Source organism: Pantoea sp. ABR1s, from assembly GCF_057812235.1.
The window spans coordinates 54,147-73,627 of record NZ_JBSZSY010000001.1; the positions used below are offsets into that span (position 1 = coordinate 54,147).

The 19,481-nt window shown below is 50.0% G+C and carries 16 protein-coding genes and 2 pseudogenes; 10 read left to right on the forward strand and 8 right to left on the reverse strand.

All coding sequences use genetic code 11. The features are described from left to right. Window positions 1–92: 92 nt before the first annotated feature. From ACXKZD_RS19295 to ssuD, 3 genes are all read right to left on the reverse strand, one after another. Window positions 93–1,502: an LLM class flavin-dependent oxidoreductase gene (locus ACXKZD_RS19295; RefSeq protein ID WP_033759964.1), complete on the reverse strand. Its 1,410-nt coding sequence runs from the start codon at window positions 1,500–1,502 to the stop codon at window positions 93–95. Window positions 1,503–1,570: 68 nt separating this feature from the next. Beyond that, a complete protein-coding gene (locus ACXKZD_RS19300) occupies window positions 1,571–2,983 on the reverse strand; it encodes an FAD/NAD(P)-binding protein (protein WP_488982107.1) in 1,413 nt (470 codons plus the stop codon). Window positions 2,984–3,002: 19 nt separating this feature from the next. After that, complete coding sequence (ssuD, locus tag ACXKZD_RS19305) at window positions 3,003–4,175, reverse strand: FMNH2-dependent alkanesulfonate monooxygenase (RefSeq protein WP_307595375.1); 1,173 nt, start codon at window positions 4,173–4,175, stop codon at window positions 3,003–3,005. Between the two features lie 274 nt (window positions 4,176–4,449). On the opposite strand from ssuD, the gene ACXKZD_RS19310 reads away from it, so the two are divergent. Beyond that, window positions 4,450–6,339, forward strand: coding sequence for a sigma-54-dependent Fis family transcriptional regulator (locus ACXKZD_RS19310; protein WP_050680244.1), 1,890 nt, complete (start codon window positions 4,450–4,452; stop codon window positions 6,337–6,339). A 95-nt stretch (window positions 6,340–6,434) separates the two neighbouring features. After that, window positions 6,435–7,385, forward strand: a complete 951-nt coding sequence (locus tag ACXKZD_RS19315) for a sulfonate ABC transporter substrate-binding protein (protein WP_033786327.1) — start codon at window positions 6,435–6,437, stop codon at window positions 7,383–7,385. Between the two features lie 314 nt (window positions 7,386–7,699). Here ACXKZD_RS19315 and yahO read toward each other — a convergent pair whose 3' ends face one another. The 3 genes from yahO to ACXKZD_RS19330 all read right to left on the reverse strand — a co-directional run bounded on the left by yahO (window position 7,700) and on the right by ACXKZD_RS19330 (window position 9,709). Continuing rightward, complete coding sequence (gene yahO / locus ACXKZD_RS19320) at window positions 7,700–7,969, reverse strand: DUF1471 family periplasmic protein YahO (RefSeq protein ID WP_010257103.1); 270 nt, start codon at window positions 7,967–7,969, stop codon at window positions 7,700–7,702. Window positions 7,970–8,244: 275 nt separating this feature from the next. Next, window positions 8,245–9,381 (reverse strand): HlyD family secretion protein, encoded by a 1,137-nt coding sequence (locus ACXKZD_RS19325; protein WP_033786324.1) that lies wholly within the window; start codon window positions 9,379–9,381, stop codon window positions 8,245–8,247. A 1-nt stretch (window position 9,382) separates the two neighbouring features. Continuing rightward, window positions 9,383–9,709, reverse strand: coding sequence for a DUF3302 domain-containing protein (locus tag ACXKZD_RS19330; RefSeq protein ID WP_010257107.1), 327 nt, complete (start codon window positions 9,707–9,709; stop codon window positions 9,383–9,385). A 594-nt stretch (window positions 9,710–10,303) separates the two neighbouring features. On the opposite strand from ACXKZD_RS19330, the gene pqiB reads away from it, so the two are divergent. The 4 genes from pqiB to ACXKZD_RS19350 all read left to right on the forward strand — a co-directional run bounded on the left by pqiB (window position 10,304) and on the right by ACXKZD_RS19350 (window position 13,309). Continuing rightward, window positions 10,304–11,956: an intermembrane transport protein PqiB gene (pqiB, locus tag ACXKZD_RS19335; protein WP_488982108.1), complete on the forward strand. Its 1,653-nt coding sequence runs from the start codon at window positions 10,304–10,306 to the stop codon at window positions 11,954–11,956. A gap of 140 nt (window positions 11,957–12,096) precedes the next feature. Then, window positions 12,097–12,348 (forward strand): type II toxin-antitoxin system Phd/YefM family antitoxin, encoded by a 252-nt coding sequence (locus ACXKZD_RS19340; RefSeq protein ID WP_187485071.1) that lies wholly within the window; start codon window positions 12,097–12,099, stop codon window positions 12,346–12,348. Beyond that, a complete protein-coding gene (locus ACXKZD_RS19345) occupies window positions 12,345–12,632 on the forward strand; it encodes a type II toxin-antitoxin system RelE family toxin (RefSeq protein WP_010257115.1) in 288 nt (95 codons plus the stop codon). Before ACXKZD_RS19340 ends, ACXKZD_RS19345 begins: the two co-directional genes overlap by 4 nt. A 362-nt stretch (window positions 12,633–12,994) precedes the next feature. Further along, a complete protein-coding gene (locus tag ACXKZD_RS19350; RefSeq protein WP_033759977.1) occupies window positions 12,995–13,309 on the forward strand; it encodes a hypothetical protein in 315 nt (104 codons plus the stop codon). Here ACXKZD_RS19350 and ACXKZD_RS19355 read toward each other — a convergent pair. Further along, entirely contained in the window at window positions 13,306–14,124 is an 819-nt protein-coding gene (locus ACXKZD_RS19355) for a DUF4225 domain-containing protein (protein WP_089415112.1), read from the reverse strand. The genes ACXKZD_RS19350 and ACXKZD_RS19355 overlap by 4 nt on opposite strands. 258 nt (window positions 14,125–14,382) lie before the next feature. On the opposite strand from ACXKZD_RS19355, the pseudogene ACXKZD_RS19360 reads away from it, so the two are divergent. From ACXKZD_RS19360 to ACXKZD_RS19375, 4 genes and pseudogenes are all read left to right on the forward strand, one after another. Next, a pseudogene (locus ACXKZD_RS19360) lies at window positions 14,383–14,631 on the forward strand (helix-turn-helix domain-containing protein); the annotation flags it as partial. Window position 14,632: 1 nt separating this feature from the next. After that, window positions 14,633–15,270, forward strand: a pseudogene (locus tag ACXKZD_RS19365) (integrase core domain-containing protein); the annotation flags it as partial. Window positions 15,271–15,787: 517 nt separating this feature from the next. Further along, a complete protein-coding gene (locus ACXKZD_RS19370; protein WP_488982109.1) occupies window positions 15,788–17,383 on the forward strand; it encodes a GNAT family N-acetyltransferase in 1,596 nt (531 codons plus the stop codon). Between the two features lie 100 nt (window positions 17,384–17,483). Next, window positions 17,484–18,611, forward strand: coding sequence for an MFS transporter (locus ACXKZD_RS19375; protein WP_071998016.1), 1,128 nt, complete (start codon window positions 17,484–17,486; stop codon window positions 18,609–18,611). Window positions 18,612–18,720: 109 nt separating this feature from the next. Here ACXKZD_RS19375 and ACXKZD_RS19380 read toward each other — a convergent pair whose 3' ends face one another. Beyond that, entirely contained in the window at window positions 18,721–19,353 is a 633-nt protein-coding gene (locus ACXKZD_RS19380; protein WP_235194762.1) for a metallophosphoesterase, read from the reverse strand. Window positions 19,354–19,481 lie beyond the last annotated feature (128 nt).

A 19,481-nucleotide genomic window follows, 5' to 3' on the forward strand; every position in this document is an offset into this window, starting at 1 on the left:
ATGCCTGTCATCAACCGGCGACAAGACGTACTCTTGCCTCTTTGCACTTTGCTATGCGCCGGTTATTCATGCCGGACAGCCAGCCGTCTCTGTTATGAAACTTCCACCCTTGCTGCTCGCTGTTCCACATCAGCACTCCGGCGATAACCGGCACCCGGATGCGGCAACGCCAGCCTTGGCCCCTGGCCAAATAACTTTTCACGCAGCGTACCGGGCTGATACTCCTGCTTGTAGACGCCACGCTTTTGCAGTTCCGGCACCAGCAGTTCCACCACGTCAGTAAAGGTTTCGTGCGTCACGGCGTAGGCGAGGTTAAAACCATCGACATCTGTCTCTTCGACCCAGCTTTGCAGCTCATCGGCCACCGTTTCGGCGCTGCCCACCAGCAGCGGGCCAAATCCGCCGATGCCCACCCAGTCTGCCAGGCCCTGCACCGTCCATTGGCGGTTAGGATCGGCAGTGGAGAATGTCTCAACCGCCGACTGAATCGCATTGGTGTGCAGATGTTTCAGTACCTGATCCGGCTGATACTGCCCGAAATCAATACCGGTCCAGCCTGAGATCAGCGCCAGCGCGCCTTCGTAACTGACATAGCGCTTGTACTCCTGCCATTTGGCCTGCGCCGCCAGGTCGGTTTCGCCAACAATGACTGTCTGCAGGTTGAAGATCAGTATGGAACGGGGATCGCGTCCCGCTTCAGCGGCTCTCCGGCGAATATCCGCCACGGTTTTCTTCAGCAGCACTTTTGAAGGAGCCGCTACGAACACGCATTCGGCATGCTCCGCCGCAAACGCTTTACCGCGGCTGGAGGCGCCCGCCTGATATAGTACCGGCGTGCGCTGCGGCGAAGGTTCACACAGATGGATGCCGGGCACCTGGAAGAATTTACCCTGATGATTAATCGGATGGATTTTATTCGGGTCACTGAAAATATGACGTTCACGATCGCGCAGGACCGCGCCATCTTCCCAGCTTCCCTCCAGCAGCTTATAGATAACCTGCAGATATTCATCGGCATAGTCGTAGCGCGCATCATGGTCGGTCTGAGCCTGATGTCCGATATTACGCGCACCGCTTTCCAGATAGGAGGTTACAATATTCCAGCCAATGCGGCCTTTGGTCAGATGATCCAGCGTCGAGATCCGCCGCGCAAACGGGTAGGGGTGTTCAAACGACAGTGAGGCGGTCAGGCCAAAGCCCAGATGTTCCGTCACCAGCGCCATCGGCGTGATTAACGCCAGCGGATCGTTTACCGGCACCTGCGTGGCGTGCCGAATCGCGGCCTGGTTATTGCCATTGAGCACGTCGTAGACCCCAAGCACATCAGCAATAAACAGTCCATCAAACCTGCCGCGCTCCAGCAGGCGTGCTAAGTCGGTCCAGTACTCCAGATCTTTGTACTGCCAGGAACGATCCCGGGGATGCGCCCATAAGCCGGGCGATTGATGACCGACACAGTTCATATCGAAAGCATTCAGGCGAATTTCACGTTGCGATGACATAGCGACTCCTGGGCGGATGCGGCAATCGCTTGCCGCCCACCTTTTAGTGATTGTTCCGGAAGGGTGATTCAGTAGATGAGTGAGCCGGGACATCGCTCGCTGAGGGGCAGCGGCGTAGTGGAGAGTAGCTGCCGTGCTACGGACTCAGCATGTTCTGCAACCTGCGGTAATCCCATGAGTTCGCCAAAGCGACCACGCGCGGCAGGCCCGGCTACATAGAGATGAGGATTGGCATCACCCTGCGCATTCAGCGTCTGTGACAGCGCGTTAACCTGGATGCCCAGCGCCAGCGGGTCGGGCTGAATCACGCCGTCGCCGTGGAGCTGGCGCAGCAGCGCGTTACTTTTAAGCAGTGCGTTGTGCGCTGGCCCGGTGGTGACAATCACTTTATCCACCCCCCGGATTTCTGATTGCGCTCCACGCCGGCGCAGCGTCAGCTGAAGATTGTTTCCCATCGCTTCCGCGCCCATCAGCCGCGCCGCCAGCAGTGACAACTGACCGCTCGCCTGCTGCTGGTTGAGAATCTGACTTACCTGCGGGGCAATCCGGTAGCGGTGAACATCCCACCAGGGGCGAAGATGGTGCAGAAAACGCTGCTGCTCATGCAGTGAAAGGCTCTGCCAGATACGCTGGCCGTTACGGCGGATATCATCCAGCACCAGCTGCCAGGGCAGATTTAACGCGGCTGCCTGTTTTACCTCCTGACGCACCCGATGTAACCAGCCACGTGCGCTGGCGGGCTGCGGCTGACTGTAATCCAGGGTGTAGCTCTCATCGCTGCCGCTCAGGTTGGCTCGCGGCAGCTGTCCACGGCGTGAGAAGGCGGTAATCTCTCCGCGATGCTGCTGGCGATGCAGCGATGCCACCACATCGGACATGGTCAGGCCTGAACCTATAATCGCTACCCGATCGTCAGGTGCGACCTGTGCCAGCGCGCCATCCTGCCAGGGATTGGCAATCAACCCGCGATGCCCCTGTAAGGGCTTCAGCAGTGCGGGCAGGTCCGGCGGTGGATGGCTGATTGCCAGCACCACCTGATCGGCCCGAATCTTCTGCCCTGAGGCTGTGGTCACTACGCCATCCTGTAGCGTAACCGCGCTATCACGCAGATGACTAAGTTTTACCGGCGAATGCTGCTGCTGATGCACAAACTGCGCATTGACCCAGCGACCAAACTCCCCGCGTTGCGGGTAGACATTGCCGTCACGCCACAACGCGTCCGGGTCGGCCTGAAAGGCGGGCGATGCGCGATAGTCGCGGTCAAATATGCCCTCCTCATCCCCAGCGAGCTGCATTCTGGCCGCTGGCACATTGATGCGGTGGGCCGGATCGGTAGTGCCGTATGCCACACCCTGAGCAAGCTGCGCTCGTGGTTCAATCACCGTCACGTGCAACCCTGCCTGGCCAGCCCGGGCCAGATGGATCGCCAGCGCGGTGCCGGTAAAACCACCGCCGATAATGACTATCTGCTGCTGTGACATAAGCGAACCTTCTCTTCTGTTAACTGGCGCTGGCCTGTTTATCAGGACGACGGTCGCCGCCAATGGTTTCACCAAAAGGACCGGTGTTCACGCTGCGCTGTCTCTTTTCGGCGTTGGCAGCCAGCGGTAACAGCGGCATCACCAGTTCAGCGAAGCGGTGCGCCTCTTCAAGGTGCGGATAGCCGGAGAAAATAAAGTTCTCGATCCCCAGCGCCTGATACTCCCGGATGCGATCGGCTACCTGCTGCGGACTCCCCACCAGCGCAGTACCCGCACCGCCGCGCACCAGGCCGACGCCTGCCCAGAGATTGGGACCAATGCGCAGGCTGTCTCGCGAGCCCTGATGCAGCGCGCTCATCCGCGCCTGTCCGGCTGAGTCCATGCGGGCAAAGATCTTCTGTGCGGCGGCAATGGTCTCTTCATCCAGATGAGAAATCAGCCGCTCGGCCGCCGCCCAGGCTTCCTCTTCGGTTTCACGGACAATGACATGCAACCGGATGCCGTAGGAGAGGCTACGGCCACTCTCCTGCGCCCGCTGACGAACCACCGCCAGTTTTTCCGCTACCTGTTCAACCGGCTCACCCCACGTCAGATAAGTGTCGATCTGATTCGCCGCAACGTCGATAGCGGCATCAGACGAGCCACCAAAATAGAGCGGTGGGCCATTTTCCTGCACCGGCGGAAAGAGGATCTCAGCGCCTTCCACGTGGATGTGATCACCCGAAAAATCGACCTTCTCGCCTTTCAGCAGGCGGGAGTAGACCTCAAGAAACTCTCTGGTCACCTGATAGCGCTCTTCATGACTCAGAAAGATGCCGTCACCTTTGTTCTCCACCGGATCGCCGCCCGTGACCACGTTAATCAATAAACGTCCGCCAGAAAGCCGATCCAGCGTAGCCGCCATACGCGCCGCCAGGCTTGGCGGTTGCAGGCCAGGACGTACGGCTACTAAATAACGCAGCTTTTTGGTGATCGGTGCCAGTGCAGAGGCGACCAGCCAGGAATCCTCGCAGCTCTTACCGGTCGGGATTAATACACCGTAGTAGCCCAGATTATCTGCCGCCAGCGCAACCTGCTGTAAATAGGGTAAATCGACTGCTCTGCCGCCTTCGGTGGTGCCAAGATAGCGCCCATCGCCATGGGTGGGCAGAAACCAGAAGAGGTTGAGGTTTTCCTGTGTCGCATGACTCATTAGCAGATTCCTTTATAACGATATTTGAATTTAATACATAGGCATAAATTCTTTAGTTATATAGCTGTTAGCAGGATGCGTGCCAGTCTGCTACTTAATATTTATCTCATTAATTCAACGATTTATTCATAATTTCGCTTGATGCATATTGCTGCATTTGCGACAGGTAAAGTTACAGCCTGCTGCATTGGCAACAATCCGGTCCGGTTAGCCTCTCGTTTCCGCGTTAGCCACGCGGTATGGTCATGGCTTTCCTGTTAACCCGGTAAATGAGATGCAGATTACCAGCCCTGAGTTGATTGACCCCGCATCGCGCGCCTTTAAAAGCGTGCTGGATCAGCTTGCGCCTACCGACGCGACGGTGCTGATCATTGGTGAAACCGGCACCGGCAAAGAGGTGATGGCGCGCTATCTGCATCATCACAGCGCCCGCAGCAGACAGCCATTTCTGGCGGTCAACTGCGGTGCCCTCACTGAGAGTCTGGCGGAGTCGGAGCTCTTTGGTCATGAGAAAGGGGCATTTACCGGCGCACAGGATCGGCATCGCGGCTGGTTTGAGGCGGCAGAGGGCGGGACGCTGCTGCTGGATGAAGTCGGTGAACTGAGCGCGTCGCTGCAGGTGAAGCTGCTGCGCGTGCTGCAGGAGCGCGAGATTACCCGTGTGGGTTCCTCCCGGGCTGTAAAGGTCAATGTGCGGGTCATTGCGGCCACCAACCGTGACCTGGCGGTGGCGATTCGTGAACGGCGCTTCCGGGAAGACCTCTACTACCGGCTGAATGTGGCCAGCGTCACGCTGCCGCCGCTGCGCCAGCGATGCGAAGATATCCCGGTGCTGGCCACTCACTTCCTGCAGCTCTATGCGCGCCGTCTGGGCCGACCTCAGTTACGTCTCAGTGAAGATGCTGTCGCCACGCTGATGGACTACAGCTGGCCGGGCAACATTCGCGAGCTGGAGAACACCCTGCATAATGCCGTCCTGCTCAGCAAAACCTCGCTGGTCACGCCGCAGCAGCTCCGGCTGAATAACCTCACGGGTAGCGAGTTACCACCGGGAGAGGAGGCGCTGGATCAGTTTTTACGGCAGCAGATGCAGCAGAGCGAAACACCGCTCTATCCCCGGGTGATTGAGGCGCTGATAAAGAATGCGCTGGAACTCACTCAGGGCAATCAACTGCAGGCCGCCGCGCTGCTTGGCATCAGTCGTCATACGCTGCGCACCCAACTGGGCCATCTGGGAGTGATTAAACCGCGCCGCACTTCACTGCGTCAGCGCGACACTTCTCTGAATCAGCAGCCCGAACGGGAGCGGGAACTGCGCATCGGTTATCAGAAATTTGGCAACCTCGGCATCCTGAAAGCGCGCCAGTCACTGGAACAGCAGCTGGCCGATAGAGGCGTCAGCGTGCTGTGGAGTGAGTTTCCTGCGGGTCCGCAGCTTCTGCATGCGCTGAGCCAACAGGAGATCGATTTCGGCACGACCGGTGAAGTTCCTCCCTTGTTTGCGCAGGCCAGCAACAGCCCGATGGTTTATGTGGCCTGGGAACCCGCCGCGCCGCAGAGCGTGGCACTGCTGGTACCGAACAGCAGCCCGGTTCAGCAGATTGGCGATCTCAGAGGAAAACGCATCGCCGTAAATCGTGGTTCCAACGTTCACTATCTGCTGCTGCAGATTCTGGATGAAGCGGGTTTAGGGCTGGATGATGTGCGCATCGTCTATGCACCGCCCAAATATCCGCTGACGCCCAGCGATCTCAACGCAGTGGATGCCTGGATGATGTGGGATCCGCTGCTCAGCGATGCAGAGAACAGCGGACAGTTCAGGGTGATCGCTGATGGCACCGGCCGGGTCAATAATCATCAGTTTTACCTTGCCGAACGCGGGTTCGCCGCGCAGTCGGGCGATCTGCTGCAGGTTCTGCTCACCGCGCTGGAGCAGACTGGCCGCTACATCGATGCACACCGTGCTGAAGCCGCTGCGTTGCTCTCCACCGAACTCGGGATATCAGCGCCTTCACTGATGCATGCCTTAGCGCGGCGCAGCCACCAGACCCAGCGCATGAACTTGGCCATCATCCGGGAACAGCAGACCATCGCTGACCGCTTCTATGCACTGGGGCTATTGAGTCGCGCCATTCGGGTACGTGAGTCGGTCTGGCATCCATAGCGTTTTTTTCGCTAAGCATCGAACATTTGATCGCTAAGCGCTTCAACCCGCGTTTGTTATGTTGCGCTGACAACAACCAGACTCAGGAATGAGAGATGAAAAGAGTTTTGCTTAGCGCATTGATTATTGCCGCCCAGGCGGGATTAGCGTTCAACACCCAGGCAGCAGCAGAGAAACCCGAAACAGTTAACATTGGTTTTCAGAAAGCCAATATCTTCGCCCTGCTGAAATATCGCGGCACGCTGGATCAGGAATTTAAGAAACAGGGGATTGCGGTTCACTGGATTGAGTTCCCGGCCGGGCCGCAGATGCTGGAAGGCCTGAACATCGGCAGTATCGATCTGGCCGCAACCGGCGACGCGCCACCGACTTTTGCTCAGGCCGCACAGGCCGATCTGGTTTATCTGGCACATTCTCCCGCCAACCCCAAAACTGAGGCGATTGTGGTGCCCGCCGACTCCCCCATTAAAAGCGTGGCGGATCTCAAAGGCAAACGCGTGGCGCTGAATAAAGGCTCTGACGTTAACTATCTGCTGGTCACTGCGCTCGAACAGGCGGGGCTGAGCTATAAAGACATTACACCGGTCTATCTGCCACCCGCGGATGCGCGTGCCGCTTTCCAGCGCGGTGCAGTGGATGCCTGGGTAATCTGGGATCCTTACTACGCAGAAGTTGAAACCAACGCCCACGCGCGGCTGATTAAAAATGCCGAAGGCCTGGTGCCACACTACACCTTCTATCTTGCCAGCCGTAAGTTTGCGGAAACCTGGCCGCAAATCGCCAGCCAGGTGGTGGATGAGCTTGGGTCGCTAAGTACCTGGGCCAATCAACATCAGGAAGAGGCGGCAAAAATCATGTCCACCTCAACCGGTCTGCCGCAGCCGATCTGGCAACGGGCGCTGGCAAGGATGCCGTTCGGGGCTGAGCGGATGACACCTGAAGTCTTCACGCAGCAGCAGGCTCTGGCCGATAAGTTTACCCAGATTGGTCTGTTACCAGTGAAGGTCGATATCCGCAGTGCAACCTGGTCGCTGGATAAGAAATAGGGGGAGGCGGGCGGCGGCTGATTAGGGGAACCTTCGCCTGACGGCTGATAACGTCATCGCCTGGAGTTAATCAAGTGCAGGCAGATTAGCGTGACGTGTTATCCGCGCATCAGCCTGGGCAGATAAGGTCCTGTCACCGACGTTCAGCTCATCCTCGCTGAAAACGGTTTAAAGTCCTGATGGTGCTGTAAGAAAGATGCCCTTTACATTAGTAAAGGGCATCGATTAACCTGTATTAAGAACATATTTCCTGAGGCTCCGAAAAAAATCATCTATTTCAGTCTGTATTTCAGACAGATAGCTTCGTTACTACGCTATTTTTTCTTGTATACATCAGCGGTACCTTTAATTTTGTTATTCGTATTGGCTGAGGTCAGCACGAACACATCGCCGCCTTTTTTATCAGCCATTTCTGATAGCTCCGCTTTTGCATCTGAAGGGCTGGTCTCACCTGATGTTGAGATATCGCCTATCTTTTCATACTGATCCTTCACTTTCATAAAATCATTCTTTGACATCATTTCGGCAGCAAATGAGCCAAACGATAAAGAGCAAATAACCACACCAAAAATTAATTTTTTCATATACGTATCCTCGGAATGTTATAAAAGACAATTAGAATTCGTAACTACATTTAAAACATAGCATATTCAATGCAAACAGCTATTTCAAAAGCTTATTTACGATCCTGTTTTGTGATAACCGATCAGTAATTTAATTAACCACCCATCGTGTTTTCAGGGTGATTTCAAATCAGGGCTTATTACAAAGTCAGGCCGATCATAACTGTTCTGATTAACTTCTTCTGAAAGGGGGCAAACGGTTAATCGATGGAAAGTTAAGGATATATTTATCATCATCAGTGATCCAGGTAGAGGTAATGCACCCAGCTGGTCATTCTCAGCAAAATTTTACGCATGACCGAAACATGCGTGAAGTGGTCAGAATAGACCGCAACCTGAGCAAATATGCCGTCTGGCAATGCATCAACGTCCTGATTTGGGTTTAATTCAATTATGGCTAATACGCCATCAGAACCTGAAGCAAGGCTCAGTGATTGAACCGTTCCCTGTGCCTGATAAGCTCCGCCTGGAACCACTGGCAAAACTCTGAGCAGTTTTCCTGAGAATACCTGTCCCGGAAGGGCATTAAAAACGACCTCTGCTTCATCTCCCGCCGTCAGGCGAAGCAGGGAATTTTGTCTGAACTGAGCAATGATCTGACGCTTTTGTACAGGAATGAATATCATGACCGGGCGCAGCGGCAGGGCGGCTGCGTAGCTTCCGGGACGGATTAAGACCTGAGTGACATAACCATCACTGGGTGCGCGAACAACCGTCTGATCCAGGTTATACCGGGCTTCTGCTAATTGCGCGCGCAGACTGGCTATCTGGGATTGTTCTCCTCCTGATACACTGGTCAACTGGCTTCTGAGCTGCTCCTGTTCCGCCAGTGAACCTTTTACCAGGGCATCCTGCGCCAGAAATGCCTGCCTGGCATTATCAATGTCACGTTCGGAGAATGGATTGACTTTCGCCTTACTGCCTTTGAGATAGCGTTGATAGTCCAGAAATAATCTATCCCGCTCAGCAGATACATGGGTTGTGTAGGCAACGGCTTCGCTTAATTGTCCTTTCATCGCTTCAATATTATTAATAGCGGTGCTCAGGTCGGCTTGTAATCTTTCGACGCGGACCTTATAACGTGTCTGATCCAGGGTGAAGAGCATTTCTCCCTTTTTAATAAGCACTTCTTTTTTATCAGTAACTTCATTTACGACGCCAGTCACTTGTGGGGTAACAGGAATCGCGACAACCGCTTTTTGTGCCAGTGACGTATAGGGATGGTTATAATTCATTAGCAGAATTAGCGCACTGACCAGAAAAACGCCACCGAGGGCCGCTGTTGGCACTGTCCATTTATTGACGGGTATGCGAAATATTTTAAAAACAGCCCAGGCTATCGCAACGTAGCTTAAAATAATGAGCAGATCCATATCATCGCTCCGGTCGCAGCGGTTTCGAATCAGCCTGTAAACGCTCCAGTTCTGCTACGCGCTGCTGCAGTTCCAGTAATGAAGTGTATTGACTCTGCATCCCCCAGCCGCGCTCAGGACGATAAAGAGTGGCCCAGATCCACAGGAAAGGCCATATGACATGCAGTGTAAACAAACTTACCCAACCTGCGACGTGAATGGCATCGGCATGAGGATGATTACGGGACTTTGCGATTAAATAGGGAATATCATGAAGAACGATAATTCCATAAAAAATAATTATGAAAACGAAGATCAGCATACCCAAAGCAAAATAGTTAAGGAACATAGGTGCCTCTGCTAAATTGGAATGCGAAGTAAAAATAGATCGGCTGCAAGAATATTTCAATTCGTAAAAGAGTTAACCTGACACACCTCGTTGACAGACGCAATACCATAAAGTCATGCAGCGCCCAGGGATTTGAGGCACTTCAGCAATGACGTAGTTGGGCAACACTGTTCATTGGTGATGATTTTAGTGGATTTATTACACTTTAAACGCAGGGTAATTCCACTTTATTTTGAGCCGCTAACCTCCATGATGTTGGTAACTGATTGATTTAATTTTATTAAAATAACATGACACATTGATCACAGATTTGTATTTTTTAAGCTTTATTTAAAAAAATATCTTTATACTTATTAACCCTCCTGTTCCGAAGTTATTACAGACTATCCGATCCATTATTTACTGGAAAATAATGGATCTCCGTTTGATAGTAGATTTTATGATCCTGACTTATCGAAATTTAACGCTTAATGATGAGATTAACTATCATGGCCTCAGGAAAGACGAGCGAATACATAGCCCTGAGATCGAATCCTTCTTCAACAGAACGCCCTGAAAAGTTCAGGTTACTCTGTTCTTACACGAGTCCATACTTTGTCGGATAATCCGGATAGTGCTCATGTAAACCCCAACAAAAGATGGTCTTCTGTCTGGATCATTCCCTTTGTCACGCTGCTCATCGGTCCCTTTTTATTGTATTACCATAAAAGCCAGCAGGGACCTTTGGTGATTCTGATGACCGAAAACGCACAGGGGATTAAGGCAGGTAAAACCGTAATAAAAAACCGCAACATTGATGTGGGTGTCGTTGAAAGTACCGAGCTTACTGACGATCTTAAGCACGTCGAGATCAAGGTTCGCATGCACACTGGTATGCAAAAACTATTGAACGGCAATAGCGCATTTTGGGTGGTCAGGCCTGAAATTGGATTCGAAGGAATAACGGGCTTAAGTACCTTGTTCTCAGGCGCCTATATAGCCTTACAGCCAGGTTCTCCGGGGCCAGCGCCGGAACGCTATCGGCTGTCAGATGCGCCTCCCCAGGCCTCACCGAATGCAAAGGGGATCAGAATCACGCTTAATAGTCGTGAAGCGGGGCAACTCATGCCGGGCTACCCGGTTCTGTTTCGCGGCCTGCGTGTCGGGTCAGTCGAGAACAGCCGGTTTGATATGGAAAAAAGGATGATGCGTTATCAGATTTTTATCGCTTCGCCCTTTGATCAGCTTGTCACCTCAAACGTTCGTTTCTGGAAGAATAGTGGGATTGCTGTAGATTTATCCTCATCCGGGATGCGCGTGGAGATGGGGTCTATCACCACATTATTAAGTGGCGGGGTCAGTTTTGACCTGCCTGAAGGCGTGGCCCTGGGCCAGCCGGTTAGGGGCGTAGCAACTTATACTCTTTATGACGATCTGCGAAGCATCGAGAATTCTCGTTATACCGAACACCTCGACTTCTTATTGTTCTTTTCCGATTCTGTTCGCGGACTTCAGGCAGGCGCGCCTGTCGAGTTTCGTGGAATACGCCTGGGGACGGTTGCTCAGGTTCCTTTTACCTCGCCAGAGATAACCCAGAATTTTCGCAGCCATTATGAGGTTCCCGTCCTGATTCACATTGAACCCCAGAGATTCATGAGCGGTATGAGGGAAGACTTTGACCTGGAGAAAAAGCTACAGCTGGGTAAAAAACAGGGGTTAAGAGGCTCGCTGAAAACAGGCAGTCTGCTTTCCGGTTCGCTGTTTATCGACTTAGACTATTATGCAAATGTTGAGCCCGACAAAGGACCGGATATCGTCGCGGGTTACAAAGTCATCCCCACAACGCCTGGTGGTTTAAACCAGATACAGCAAAAGATTGTGGCTATAGTGGATAAGATGAACAGTCTTCCGCTTCGGCCACTGATTTCAGTTGCGACCGGTACGCTAAAACAAAGTCAGCGCACCATGACAGAAATACAAAAATCGCTCAGGCATATTGATGGATTTATCAGCAGCCCTGCAATGAAAACACTGTCTGAGGATATGCAGCAAAGCCTGCAACAGCTCAGCCGCAGCATAAAAGGTATTCAGCCTGGCTCGCCCGTATATCAAAAACTGACGGGGGATATGCAGCGTCTGGACCTTGTACTCAGAGAATTGCAGCCGCTTCTCAAGACCTTAGATAATAAAAGCAACGCGCTGATTATTCAGGATGCTGCAACTGAAGATCCTGTTCCTGTCGGCGCGAAAAAGAGAAATGAAAAATAATCCCATCTTCCGGCATTTCAAATAGCTCATTCAGCCTTTGCAGTTCATCAAATATAGCCATTTGTATCTATTGAAAGAGACTGGTTATCAGGTCTTCAGGCTGCTACTATAAAGACCTGTTAAGCAGTCCTGGAGGCTCTATGCCAAACATTATTTTAAGCGATATCAGTGCCAGCGTAAGCGAACTGAAGAAAAACCCGATGGCCACGGTTAGTGCAGGTGACGGTTATCCTGTCGCCATTCTTAACCGCAACCAGCCTGCATTCTATTGCGTCCCGGCTGAGCTTTATGAACAAATGCTTGATGCCCTTGACGATCAGGAACTGGTTAAGCTGGTCAGTGAACGCAGCGGCCAGCGTCTGCTTGATGTCGATTTGGATGCGCTTTTGTGAGTTATACCGTCAAATTCAGGGAAGAGGCATTTAAAGAATGGCAGAAGCTGGACAAATCTCTCCAGCAGCAGTTTGCCAAAAAACTGAAGAAATGTTGTGACAATCCCCATATTCCTTCTGCCAGACTACGTGGGATTAAAGACTGCTATAAAATCAAACTCAGAGCGTCCGGGTTTCGCCTGGTTTATCAGGTAATAGACGATCAGCTGGTGATTGCCGTTGTTGCTGTGGGTAAACGCGAGCGCAGCGATGTTTATCATCTTGCCAGTGAAAGGATGCGGTAGGGAGGGCGGATTTGGCCGTACACACCTATTTTTGACAGGGCTACAAATCTTATCAGGATTTACTACTAATAAGGGTCAGGAGGATGTTGGCATCAAAAACGTATATTGTGTTGGCAGAGATGAAAACGTTAGCTACGGTCTGTTTTGATACGCCGTAAAACCCGAAAAAGCTGGAACACATGACAAATTCCTTCCTGGCTGTGCGATGACTTAGGTGTAATATTATCAATAATTTGTAGGGGAATCTCACGTATGACATCTAATAGTAGTCGGGTCAATGTGGGGAAAACCGGGATCGATAACCGGACCACTTTTTGTTATATCTTGTGGTGTTCCCTGGAGCATTTTAAGGATGAAAAGCAATGATAGTAAGTGAAGATGCCCTGCTGCGCTCAGGCTTTAGCTCCGCAGACCTGCGAAAAGTCAAAAACAACCTGGAAAGTTATGGCGGTTCCCTGGGGGATGCCATTCAGGATCTGTCCAGACGCTTCACAATAGCGCTGACCGTTGTGCTGTGTTGTCTTGCTATCTTTATTTTTTTGCTCTTTGCTGGCTCCAGCGAGACCGTTTTTTCCGGCGGAATTGCGCTGCTCTGCGGTTGTGCGGTTGCCATTTTTGTACAACCGCCTGTGTTGTCTTATAAGTCCTGGCGATACCAGAGAGCGAACAGAAATTAGCGACTCTGCTGATCGGTCGTGAGAAGGTCAAAAACCACTTTCGCTTTGACGCCATAGTCCACGATTTTCATCGTTAATTTTGGTCTGCTCATGGTGTCAACTTTCCGGTAATAATCACGGGGCAACCACCGGAACAGACGCCACGCGCCGGGTTTTCTTGCCAGACCAAAAACACTGTAAACGCTGGCGCTCAGTGTAGCCGCATTGTAAAGTGCCATTCCTGTATTCGGGCTGAATCCCATGAACTGCGCAGCCTCTATTACCCCATCTGCAAAAATTCCTTCAGAGTGCGACTCTTTGCCGTAACGGAGATGACTGACTTCCTTCGATATGCCATTTACGCCGTCAATGAACAGCGTGGCACCGGCTAGCATACCGATGGGGATCATGGAAGAGATCATGATCATCCCGCCAAACATGGCAACCCCGGATAAAACGATATGTACCGCAGATATGACGTACCCGACAATTTCGTTATTGTCCCGGACAAACTCCACTTTAGCGATGAGTTTTGCGGTCTGCATCCGTAGCAGGCGATCCTGTTCACGAAGGTTCTCAGTCTCTTCCCGTAGGTTTTTTATACAGGCTATACAGTCTTCGTCGGTCCTGGCCTGACGTGCTGCGGCAAACTGTTTCTCAACGACATCCCTGATCTCCTGAACAAACTGAAGTCGCGTGAGGCTGTCGCGCAGATGAAAGCCTGAAATTACGTTAGCGGCTTCTACCAGCTTTCTCGCTTCCAGATTAACCATTGTTTCGGCCCATGCCCGGTTGCGGCCACCTGAACGCATCATTGAAAGTAGTGCAGCATCCATTTTCACTCTCCCTGTGTAGATTTTACCGTTCCAGAGATAATAAATTATTCTCTCAATGTGTAAACCGTACGACAGGGAGGGAACGAGAAGAAGTGATAATGGAGTATATACAGATGCTGTTTAAGAAAAGAAGAGAGAGCAACAACCCTTCACACTATCGCAAATCATTAATATTTAGCATATTTATTATTATGCGCATATTGCTTATGCAGGCAAAGCTAACCTGGCCGCTTCGGGCTACCTGCTGAGTATCCTGATATGACGGCTTCTTGTGCGGAGTTTTTCACGATGAACGAAGTTAACCGGCTTAGAGTTATTCAGGACGTCGTCGACCGGCGGCTGACAACCCATCTCGCTGCTGAGCGTCCAGGTATTTCAGACAGGCACTGTCGTCGCCTGCTTCAGCGCTATTATACAGACGGTCCGCTGGGTATGGCTGACCGCCGCCGTGGCAAGCAAGGCAACTATCAGCTGCCTGCAAGCCTTGCTGAACGCGAGGTTCAGATAGAAGCGGGAAGCCGTGGAGGTCATGTGTGATGAAGCGGGACTGTCGCAACGGCGTGCCTGCAGGCTGGCAGGTCTGTCTCTTTCAACCTGCCGTTATTCGGTTCAGCGTCCCGTTGCTGACGCACAGCTGTCTTTACGCATCACAGAGCTGGCACCTGAACGCCGTCGCTTTGTTTACCGGCGCATCTGGCTGTTATTGCGCCGGAAGGGCCTTCACGTCAACCACAAGCGGGTATACCGCATCTATCACCTTAACGGCCTGGGTGTAAAGCGCAGGCGACGCCGTAAGGGGCTGGCGACTGAGCGGCTTCCGATTCTTAGCTTGGATGCGCCGAACCTGACATGGTCGATGGATTTTGTCATGAATGCACTTGCCAGCGGCCGACGGATTAAGTGCCTGATCTGCGTGAATGATCGCACAAAAGAGTGTCTGACAATCACCGCCGCTTTCGGGATGAATGTCTGAATGAGCACTGGTTCAGCGATGTTCTTCATGCCCGGAAAATTATTAATGACTGGCGGCAGGACTATAAAGAGTCAAGACCTCATTCATCGCTGAATTACCAGACTCCAGCTGAATTTGCAGTAGGCTGGAGAAATGGAAAATCAGAAGGTAAACAAACCGACATTAGTAACTGATCGTTGTATCTAATACTGGGGGCAAATCAGTTCTGAAACTCCGAGTGCCCATTAACAGGCCGCCTCCGCCCCGGCCCGGAACAGGAGTGGCTGTAATGAATGGTGTAACTAATCCTCTAAGCTTTACTGTTCATAATGAACAGTAAACCTAAGACCCCGGTGAGCGGGCTCTGGGATTAGATAACCGTAATCATCGCTTTGAGGCCGTCTGGCTTAACAGGAAGGGGTTGGGTAGCGCCATATATCAGGCCTTAACCGACTTCGCCGGGCGTACGGCGCCGCCTGACCACTATACCCTGCTCTGACATCATCTGGCGCCTCCATGACGCTAGCGCGTCATTCATAAGGCCAGCTGCGCACTGCTCGCTGGCCGTTAAAAAAAGAAGCTGAATTGGATTATCATCAAACACCAGTATTTGAAAATATCTCATATTCTTAACAGTTATTCTGCTTTTAGCAAAAATGTCATAATTGGTATAACGGAGGATCACTGAGTGATTACGGCAGGAGTCATTACATGGGAATTAACCACAAAGGTACTTTATTAATTGATTCTAAAGATATTATCTTAAGACCTTTTACAAAAAATGATTCAGCCAAGGTCTACGAGAATTGGGCGTCTGATCCTGAAGTAGCGAAGTATCTTACCTGGAAAGCACATAAAGATATTAATGAAACTAATGCAATAGTAAGTGGATGGGTTGAGAATTACAGTAATAAAGAATTCTATCTCTGGGCATTAGAACTTCGCAATTCAGGAGAGGTTGTGGGCTCTGTGACCCTAAGTCATGTCGATAATTTCAGAGAAAGCGCCGAACTCGGCATCGCTTTGTCACAGAAGGTATGGAGAACTGGAGTAGGAACGCGGGCGGCCGGACTTGTCATAAGTCATGCTTTTAATGTGCTTAATTTCAAACGCATCTCTGCAAATCATCAGCCAGATAATCACGCATCTGAAAAACTGCTCACTAAACTCGGTTTCAAACTTGAAGGTGTTGCACGTGGTTATACAAAAAACAAAGATGGTGAACTAACTGATGTAGTACAGTATGGATTGCTAAAAGAGCCAAAGGTAAAAGAAACGAGCCGTTTCAGAACAGATCAAACCTGGAAAGATACGCGCAACCATTATCTGAAAGTGCTGGGTAAGCCATGGTATCAATTGTTGGCGGAACTTCAAAATACACTTTCTTTTGCTACTTTCGAATTTTACAACCTGCGAAAAATAAAAACACTTCATCTGCCTATTACAACCGGATCTATTTCCAGCCCGATGGGTAAAGGCAGTAACTCGCTTCCGGTTAAAGTAAAAATGTTTGAGCAGGATGTTTATCTCGCCGACTCAATGCAGTTTATGCTTGAATACGGTACAAGATTATTCGGAAATGGTGCATGGTACATTATGCCATCTTTCCGTGGTGAAGATAACGATAAACGCCACCTCTCTCAGTTTTACCATAGTGAAGCTGAAATACCGGGTACGATAAATGATGTGATAGTACTTGTTGAAGATTATCTTGTTCATCTCGCAAGACATATATTGCTTCGACATGGTGACTTATTGAATGAAAAGTTAGGTGACATTTCTCATTTAATTTCTCTTGCGGAGAAGAATACTCCTTTCATACAGATAACATTAGATGAAGCTGATGACCTACTTAAACAGCTATCGCCTGATAATTACACTAGCTACATTGAAGACGTCGTTGAATTCAGGAATTTAACTCATGCGGGAGAACGGCGTCTCATAGAACATTTTGGCGGGTTTGTATGGGTAACTAACTATGACATTCTGAGTGTTCCATTCTATCAATGCAGGGATCCCAACAAACCGCATTCTGCACTGAATGCAGATTTATTATTTGGTATTGGCGAGGTGGTGGGAGCAGGTGAACGTCATAGTGATGGCGCCGGGGTGAGAAAAGCACTCGAAGAACATCAGGTTGCACCTGATGATTATGAGTGGTACATCAGAATGAAAGAGGAATATCCAGTAAGAACCGCAGGCTTTGGGATGGGGATTGAAAGATTTTTAATGTGGGTAACAAGAGAAAATGATATTCAGGATTTCCAGTTGCTTCCACGCGTTAATGGTGAAAATATTGTACCTTGAATGAACGATAACGCTACCGGATGGTAGCGTTAGTTTTTCTGATTATGTAGGGAGAATAATTGTGCTTAAAAGCAGTGCAGCCGTCAGATTCACTGGCATAATGTACTCCGGTGTAAGGATGTTGATTGGTGCATATTCTGTCATATATATGCTCCAGAATGGTCTTTCCGTTAGCCAGGTAGGCCTGCTAAAGACATTTCAGGGAATCATTATCGTCTTTTTGGATATACCCCTTTCTTATTTTTCTGACCGCTATAGCAGAAAGTTTTCAATCAGCGTCAGTATACTTTTCTCTTCTGCATGGCTGCTTACTATGGCAGTGGCAGATAATTTTTGGTTTTTCATGCTGGCCGAACTCTTCAACGCCTTATCTTTGGGAATGATGAGTGGTACATTTGATAGTTATCTTTATGATCATAGTAAAAATGAGAACAATAATATCTCTTCCCAAAAAATATTTTCCTTATATTATAAATACCAGTTTATGTTTATGGGGGTAACATCTCTTATAGGAGCGACTGCTTATTTTTATATAGGGAAGTCTTCTATATTTATATCAGCTTTATTAATGTTTATGATTTTTTTAATGTCAGCCTTCTTACCTTCCGATCGTCAATTTAAAAGTGAGGAAAAATCAAAGTTTTTTTCCTTCACCATGCTATGTAATAGTATCCGGCAGGTTTTCGCAGGTCGTACAGGATTGTTAACGTTATTAACCGTCATTATATCTTCATTCTTCCTCCAGTCTCTCATTCAATACTGGCAGGTTATAGCAGGACAAGATCTACCGGAAGATGGTCAGGCTATAATTCTCGGTATCGTTTTCTTTTTAATTATGCTTGCACAGTCCGCAACGGGCTTTGTGACAGAGACTCTACCTTCATCTTCTAATGCTAGATTTCATTTTATATTTTTCCTTTTGGTTATAATTTCATCAGTATCTTCTCTTTATTTTAACAATATCTACATGTCAGCGTTTTTCCTCTGTATTATCTTCTTTTATATCAATTTTGTTCAAATTATTTCTTATGCCAGGATGGTGTCACATACTGAAAGCAGTCTGCGATCTGTCACATTGTCTACTATTGCTACAGTAAATAAGATAGTGATGTTTGTCATGATTGCACCTTTTGGTTTGTTACTACAAACGTACGATTGGTTATTCATAATTCCTGCTTTTTTAATAATCACCCCTCTGTTTTTCTTATATTTTAGAAGTGGCAGGTGAGATTTATGTAGATCCTAATTAATTTTTTCCCTGCCCTTTAGACAGAAGAACATAAAGACAAAGATGAAAGCGTCAGGCAAAACGCTTTCTTATTTCAGAGGATAAATAATCAGGTACAGACATGGTGACTGCTGATTTTCCCCTGATCATACCGGTGAATCATCAGCATGGGGTTTTCTCTGACTGGCGGAACATTTGCTGAACCGAACCATAATGGATTGGCTGGACAGACCGAACCACAGATATTTGCCGGGATCCCCGCAAAGTTGCCAGCAACAGGTCGGTGGACATGTCCTGAAGAAACAGCCAGTATCCTGTCAGGATATCTTCTTATCAGGTCTTCAAACTCACTCAGTCCCCTGCACATCGTTTCATCAAGAGTGGGTATGCCGGAAGGGAAAATGTGATGGTGAAGAAACAGCAAAACCGGAGCACCATCAGCCTCGCCAAGTTGCTTTTCCAGCCATCCCATACGTCCCGAAAGTGATCCATAGCTCTGTCCGCTGACGGTTGAGTCCACGCCCGCCAGGCTTATTACGCCCGCGTTATAACTGAAGTGCAGCAACTCTCCCGTTGAGTCAGGCAACCAGCGTTCATTACCCCACGTTTGTCGCATATAGCTTCGATCGTCTGAATTACCGGGCAGCAGCAGGGAGGGGTAAGCCTGTTTTTCCAGCTGCGCAGCTATCTGTTTGTATCCCTCATCCCAGCCCCCGTCCGTCAGGTCACCACTCAGAACCATTATGTCCGGCCCCCACCTGTTCAAGCCACGACAGCGCCTGCCCGAAGCGCTGAAGATGATCATTATCGGGAGCGGCGTGGATATCTGTTATCTGCGCTATCAGCATGAATACCTCACGAAGAGCCGAT